This is a genomic window from Mesorhizobium sp. M7A.F.Ca.CA.003.01.2.1, assembly GCF_003998945.1.
In the GTDB taxonomy this organism is placed as follows: domain Bacteria; phylum Pseudomonadota; class Alphaproteobacteria; order Rhizobiales; family Rhizobiaceae; genus Mesorhizobium; species Mesorhizobium ciceri.
On record NZ_RZRA01000319.1, the window covers coordinates 1 to 5,522 of the forward strand.

The window sequence follows — 5,522 nt, forward strand, 5'->3', positions numbered from 1 at the left end:
TACGAGAACGGCGTACCGGCAGCGACGGTCAACGGCTTCGAGGGATTGGTCCCGGTTGTCATCTCCGACCAGGGCATGACCGCAACGCCGAGCACCGAGGGCAGCTTTGCCGGCAACCTGCCGGCGGGTGCGACCCCGGTCGCGACCGCCAACCTGCCCGCCGCCAACGCTGCGACCGCGCAATACACGTCGAAATCCTCCATGGTCGCCTACGACAATCTCGGCAACAAGAAGCTGCTCGACGTCTACTTCACCAACACCGGCGCCGGCACCTGGCAGGTGGCGGTCTTCGATCAGTCGAAGGCCACCGCTGGAACATCGTTCCCCTACACCGCCGGCGGCTTGCTGGGCTCGGCCAACCTGACCTTCGACACCACCACCGGCAAGCTCACCGGCACGCCCACCAACGTTTCATTTACCGTGCCGAACGGCGCCACCCTCAATCTCGATCTGTCGGCGCTGACCCAGCTTGGCACCGGCTTCACGGTTTCCGACGCCCAGGTCAACGGCAACGCACCGAGCACCATCGACAAGGTCCAGATCAGCAAGGACGGCACCATCTACGCCCAGTACAAGGACGGCTCGACCAAGCCGCTCTACAAGATCCCGCTGGCCGACGTACAGAGCCCGGACCAGCTCAAGGCGCTGCCTGGCAACGTCTATTCGCAGGGCACCGAGTCCGGCGCGGTTCGTGTCGGCTTTGCCAATGAAGGCAAGCTCGGCTCCATCATCTCCGGCGCGCTCGAGAATTCCAACGTCGATATCGCCGAAGAACTGACCAACATGATCGCGGCACAGCGCAGCTACACCGCCAATTCGAAAGTCTTCCAGACCGGTTCCGATCTGATGGACGTCCTTGTCAACCTGAAGAGATAAGACGGGCGTCGCCCGCGAAAGACCCGCATGTCACTGTCTACCGCATTGAGTATCGCCCAGTCGGCGCTTATGAACACCGCGCGACAGACCAGCGTTGTCTCGCGCAATGTCGCCGACGCCTCCAACCCGGACTATTCGCGGCGCCAGGCCGTCGTCACCAGCACGGCGCCGGGTGCGCGCTCGGTCGATATCCAGCGCGCAGCCAACGAGCTTCTGTTTCGCCAGAATCTCGCCGCGCTATCGGCCTGGAGCGGCCAGAACGCTCTCTACAACGGCATGGATCAGTTGGGTGTTGCGGTCAATGGCGTCGACAATGCGTCCTCGCCCTCGACTGCGATCGCCAACCTGCAGCAGGCGCTGCAGCTCTACGCCACCTCGCCGTCGAATCAGAACCTCGGCGCCTCCGTCATCGACGCCGCCAAACAGGTCGTGCGCTCGCTCAATGAGGGCTCCAAGGCAGTCCAGGATTTCCGCACCCAGACCGACGGTCAGATTGCCACCGCCGTCGACGACCTGAACTCGCTGCTCGGCCAATTCCAGGATGCCAACACGGCCGTCATGTCCGGAACCCGTTCCGGCACCGACGTTTCCGATGCGCTCGACCAGCGCGATGCGCTTTTGAAGAAGATTTCGAACTATGTCCCGGTGTCGACCTTCACGCGAGGCGACAATGACATGGTCATCACCACCGGCGACGGCACGACCTTGTTCGAGACGATACCGCGCACGGTCACCTTCGCGGCGTCGGCAGGCTATACCGCGGGTGCCGCCGGCAATGCCGTCTACATCGACAATGTGCCGATCTCGGCGGGAGCTGGTGGCAACACCAGCGCCAGCGGCACGCTTGCCGGCCTGCTGCAATTGCGTGACGGCGTCGCCTCGACCATGCAGAGCCAGCTCGACGAGACCGCGCGTGGCCTGATCACAGCCTTTGCCGAGACCGCACCCTCGATGGCCAACGCCGCCGGCCTGTTCACCTGGTCTGGTGCGCCGGCCGTGCCGGCCGCCGGCACGCTGGTCAACGGCCTTGCCGCGTCCATCAGCGTCAATGCAGCGATGGACCCGAGCACCGGCGGCAACCCGATGCTGCTGCGCGACGGCGGAGCCAACGGTGCGGCCTACGTCGCCAACACGGGCGGTGGCGCATCCTATTCCACCCTTCTGGTTGCCTATGGCGACCGGCTCGACCAGCCGATGACTTTCGACCCCGCCGCCGGGGTTTCGGCAACGTCCAGCGTGTCCGACTACGCCGCCAGTTCGATCGGCTGGTTCGAGGGCGTGCGCCAGCAGGCTTCGACCGCCTCCGACGCCAAGGAAGCACTGGCGTCGCGCAGCGCCGAGGCGCTGTCCAACGCGACCGGGGTCAATGTCGACCAGGAAATGTCGCTGCTGCTCGACCTCGAACACACCTACCAGGCATCGGCCCGGATGATGAAAACCGTCGACGACATGATGACGGCCTTGCTCAACGCGGTGGGATAATTCCATGACTTCAGTCTCCTCGGCCGCAATCTCCAATGCCATGCGCTCCCAGCAGATGCGCATGCAGGCCGAACTCGTCAAAGCCACGAAAGAATCCTCGACGGGCAGGGTCGCCGACGTCGGCCTGGCTCTCGGCGGGCGCACCACCCAGGCCGTCACTTTCCAGCGCGATCTTGACCGGCTCAACGTCATCATCGATTCCAACGGCCTGGTCGGCGCCCGGCTCTCCTCGACGCAGACCTCGCTTGGTCAACTCTCGACCGCCGCTCAGACGTTCCTGTCCGCCCTGACCACCGCCTCCTCAAGCGACTCGTCCAACAGCCTCACCCAATCCTCCGGCAAGGCGACCATCCAGCAGCTGACCTCGATCCTCAACACCAGCGTCAATGGCGAATACCTGTTCGCCGGCACCAACACCGACGTCAAGCCAATCAACGACTTCACAGCTGCCGGCTCCCCCGCCAAGGCGGCATTCGACGCCGCTTTCGTCGCCAATTTCGGCTTCACCCAGGATGATCCGCTCGCGGCCGACATCACGGCTGCCCAGATGGACGATTTCATCACCAATGATGTCGCCCCGCAGTTCACGGGCGCTGGTTGGCAGGGCAACTGGTCGAACGCCACCGACCAGCAGATCGTCAGCCGCATCGCACTCAACGAAACCACACCGACGTCGACCAGCGCCAACAGCGCCGGCATCCAGAAGCTCGCAATGGCGGCAGCCATGGTCAGCAGCCTGATGTCCAGCAACATCAGCCAGGCGGCGAAGAATACGGTTGTCAGCCGCTCCACCACATTGGTTGGCGAAGCGCTGAGCGGCATTGGCCAGCTTCAATCCGAGACCGGCATCGTCCAGAAGCGGGTTTCCGATGCCAACGATCGGATGAAAACGCAGGTCGACCTTTTCGAACGGCACATTCTCGACCTGGAAGCTGTCGATCCGGCCGAAGCCGCGACACGGGTCGCGGACCTGACACAGCACATCGAAACGTCTTTCGCGTTGACCGCACGCCTGCAGCAGCTCAGCCTGTTGAATTACCTGACCTGACAACGCTTAACGGAACGGTAGAGCCCCAACGATGTACCAATTCTCTTACGCCGACATCCAGAGCAACTCCGTTGCCGACGCGAAGGACCGCGAGCGCGAGCTTCTGACCCGCTCGATCGACATGCTGGCGGCAGCAGCAGTGGCCGGCCACGGTTCGATGGAGGCGATAGAGGCGCTTCACTTCACCAACCGCGTCTGGACCGCCTTCGTCGAGGATCTTGGCTCCAGCGACAACGCTCTGCCAAAGGAACTGCGCGCCAACCTCATTTCCATCGGCCTGTGGCTGCTGCGCGAGGCGGAGGACATCCGTCAGGGCCGCACCAACAATTTCGAAGGGCTGATCGAGGTGTCCCAGATCATCAGGGACGGCATTCAATGACCAACACGCTGAAGATATCGCTGAAGCCGAACGAAAAGATCTACATCAACGGCGCCGTCATCCGGGTCGACCGCAAGGTCACCGTCGAATTGATGAACGACGTCCAGTTCCTGCTCGAAAACCACGTGATCCAGGCCGAAGATGCCTCGACACCGCTCAAGCAGCTTTATTTCATCCTGCAGGTCATGCTGATGAACCCGGCCGGCGCCGCCGCCGCACGCGAGATGTTCCGTCGTTCGCTGCCGCTGCTTCTGGCAAGCTTCGAGGACGGCCAGATCTGCAGCGCGCTGAAACAGATCGACCGCATGGTCGGCGAGGACCATATCTACGAAGCGCTGAAGGCGATCCGCGCACTTTATCCGCTCGAACGCCGCGCGCTGGGTGGGAATGACGATGTTTCGGGTGCCGAGCGCCCGTTGGCTGTGGGAGCACGATACTGATGAACGTGGACATGACGACGACGATTCCGACCGGCGCCAATCAGGCCACCGCGTCCACCTCGAAGACAGCAGTCGACTACCAGTCCTTCCTGAAGCTTCTGATCGCCGAGATGAAGAACCAGGATCCGACCAAGCCGATGGATTCGACGCAGTATGTCGCCCAGCTCGCCACCTTCTCGCAGGTCGAGCAATCGGTGCAGACCAACACCAAGCTCAATCAGATCATGCAGTCCTCGGCGCTGTCGCAGGCCGACGCACTGATCGGGCGCTCGATAACCTCCGCCGACGGCCTGACGACGGGCACCGTGGCTTCGGTGCGCCTCGCCAGCAACGGTCTCATCGCCGTGCTGCAGAACGGCACCGAAGTCGCGGTCGGTCCGGGAGTTTCGGTCAAGGCGGCAAGCTGACGCTTTCGACAGAGAGCCAGTCCCATGAATGAGGCCGACGCTCTCGACATCGTCCAGTACGCGGTATGGACGGTGCTCGTCGCGTCCGCTCCGGTGGTGCTGGTCGCCATGGTGGTCGGCATCGGCATCGCCCTCATCCAGGCGCTGACCCAGGTGCAGGAAATCACCTTGACCTTCGTGCCGAAGATCGTCGCCATCATGCTGGTGGTGGCGCTGACCGGCCCCTTCATCGGCAGCCAGATATCGGCCTTCACCAACGTCATCTTCGAGCGCATCCAGAACGGGTTCTAACCTGTTTTGGGAAGGCGTGCCGCGGCATGCCGTTCGTAATTGTCCGAAGACAGACGCCGCCGATCCCCTTGGCGCCTCCGCACGCACGGCAGACAAGGCCTGGACCGCCTCTATCCCATTGTTGGACCATGAGCTTTTTTGCCCTTTGCGGCGCCATGCCCTACTTTCGGCAAACGGTCTGCGCAAACGGATTGTCTGACGGGCAGGCACGACATGGCAGGAATCCCAAATGATTGACGAAAAGCCGGACAGCGAGAGCGTCTCGGCGCTGGCGCCCTTCCGGCACGGCATTTTCCGCGCCGTGTGGGGCGCAAGTCTCGTCTCGAATTTCGGTGGCCTGATCCAGGGTGTCGGCGCCGCCTGGATGATGACCACGATCGCCACCTCGCCCTATCAGGTGGCCCTTGTCCAGGCTTCGACCACCTTGCCGATCATGCTGTTTGCGTTGGTCGCCGGCGCCATCGCCGACAGTTTCGACCGGCGCAAGGTGATGCTGGTCGCCCAGACCTTCATGCTGGTGGTGTCGGTGCTTCTGACCCTGTTCACCTATTCGGGCCTGATCACGCCATGGACGCTGCTTGCCTTCACCTTCCTGATCG

General features: G+C 62.9%; 8 protein-coding genes. All 8 read left to right on the forward strand.

Features of this window, described 5'->3' with window-relative positions; all coding sequences use genetic code 11:
* Window positions 1–876: flagellar hook protein FlgE (locus EN969_RS14775; protein ID WP_164758263.1), on the forward strand; the 876-nt coding region annotated here is incomplete at its 5' end.
* Between the two features lie 27 nt (window positions 877–903).
* Window positions 904–2,358, forward strand: a complete 1,455-nt coding sequence (gene flgK, locus EN969_RS14780) for a flagellar hook-associated protein FlgK (RefSeq protein ID WP_063168925.1) — start codon at window positions 904–906, stop codon at window positions 2,356–2,358.
* A 4-nt stretch (window positions 2,359–2,362) separates the two neighbouring features.
* Window positions 2,363–3,406, forward strand: a complete 1,044-nt coding sequence (locus EN969_RS14785) for a flagellar hook-associated family protein (RefSeq protein ID WP_013529777.1) — start codon at window positions 2,363–2,365, stop codon at window positions 3,404–3,406.
* A 31-nt stretch (window positions 3,407–3,437) separates the two neighbouring features.
* Complete coding sequence (gene flaF / locus EN969_RS14790) at window positions 3,438–3,785, forward strand: flagellar biosynthesis regulator FlaF (protein ID WP_013529776.1); 348 nt, start codon at window positions 3,438–3,440, stop codon at window positions 3,783–3,785.
* Window positions 3,782–4,225 (forward strand): flagellar biosynthesis repressor FlbT, encoded by a 444-nt coding sequence (gene flbT, locus EN969_RS14795; RefSeq protein WP_013529775.1) that lies wholly within the window; start codon window positions 3,782–3,784, stop codon window positions 4,223–4,225. The genes flaF and flbT overlap by 4 nt, the downstream gene beginning before the upstream one ends.
* Window positions 4,225–4,632, forward strand: a complete 408-nt coding sequence (flgD, locus tag EN969_RS14800) for a flagellar hook assembly protein FlgD (RefSeq protein WP_013529774.1) — start codon at window positions 4,225–4,227, stop codon at window positions 4,630–4,632. Before flbT ends, flgD begins: the two co-directional genes overlap by 1 nt.
* 24 nt (window positions 4,633–4,656) lie before the next feature.
* Window positions 4,657–4,923: a flagellar biosynthesis protein FliQ gene (fliQ, locus tag EN969_RS14805; RefSeq protein WP_013529773.1), complete on the forward strand. Its 267-nt coding sequence runs from the start codon at window positions 4,657–4,659 to the stop codon at window positions 4,921–4,923.
* Between the two features lie 229 nt (window positions 4,924–5,152).
* The coding region (locus EN969_RS14810; RefSeq protein WP_206525160.1) for an MFS transporter at window positions 5,153–5,522 on the forward strand (370 nt) is incomplete at its 3' end.

Coding starts and splice junctions, on each gene's coding strand:
- flgK (WP_063168925.1), top strand. CDS start 904: ATGTCACTGTCTACCGCATTGAGTATCGCCCAGTCGGCGCTTATGAAC.
- EN969_RS14785 (WP_013529777.1), top strand. CDS start 2,363: ATGACTTCAGTCTCCTCGGCCGCAATCTCCAATGCCATGCGCTCCCAG.
- flaF (WP_013529776.1), top strand. CDS start 3,438: ATGTACCAATTCTCTTACGCCGACATCCAGAGCAACTCCGTTGCCGAC.
- flbT (WP_013529775.1), top strand. CDS start 3,782: ATGACCAACACGCTGAAGATATCGCTGAAGCCGAACGAAAAGATCTAC.
- flgD (WP_013529774.1), top strand. CDS start 4,225: ATGAACGTGGACATGACGACGACGATTCCGACCGGCGCCAATCAGGCC.
- fliQ (WP_013529773.1), top strand. CDS start 4,657: ATGAATGAGGCCGACGCTCTCGACATCGTCCAGTACGCGGTATGGACG.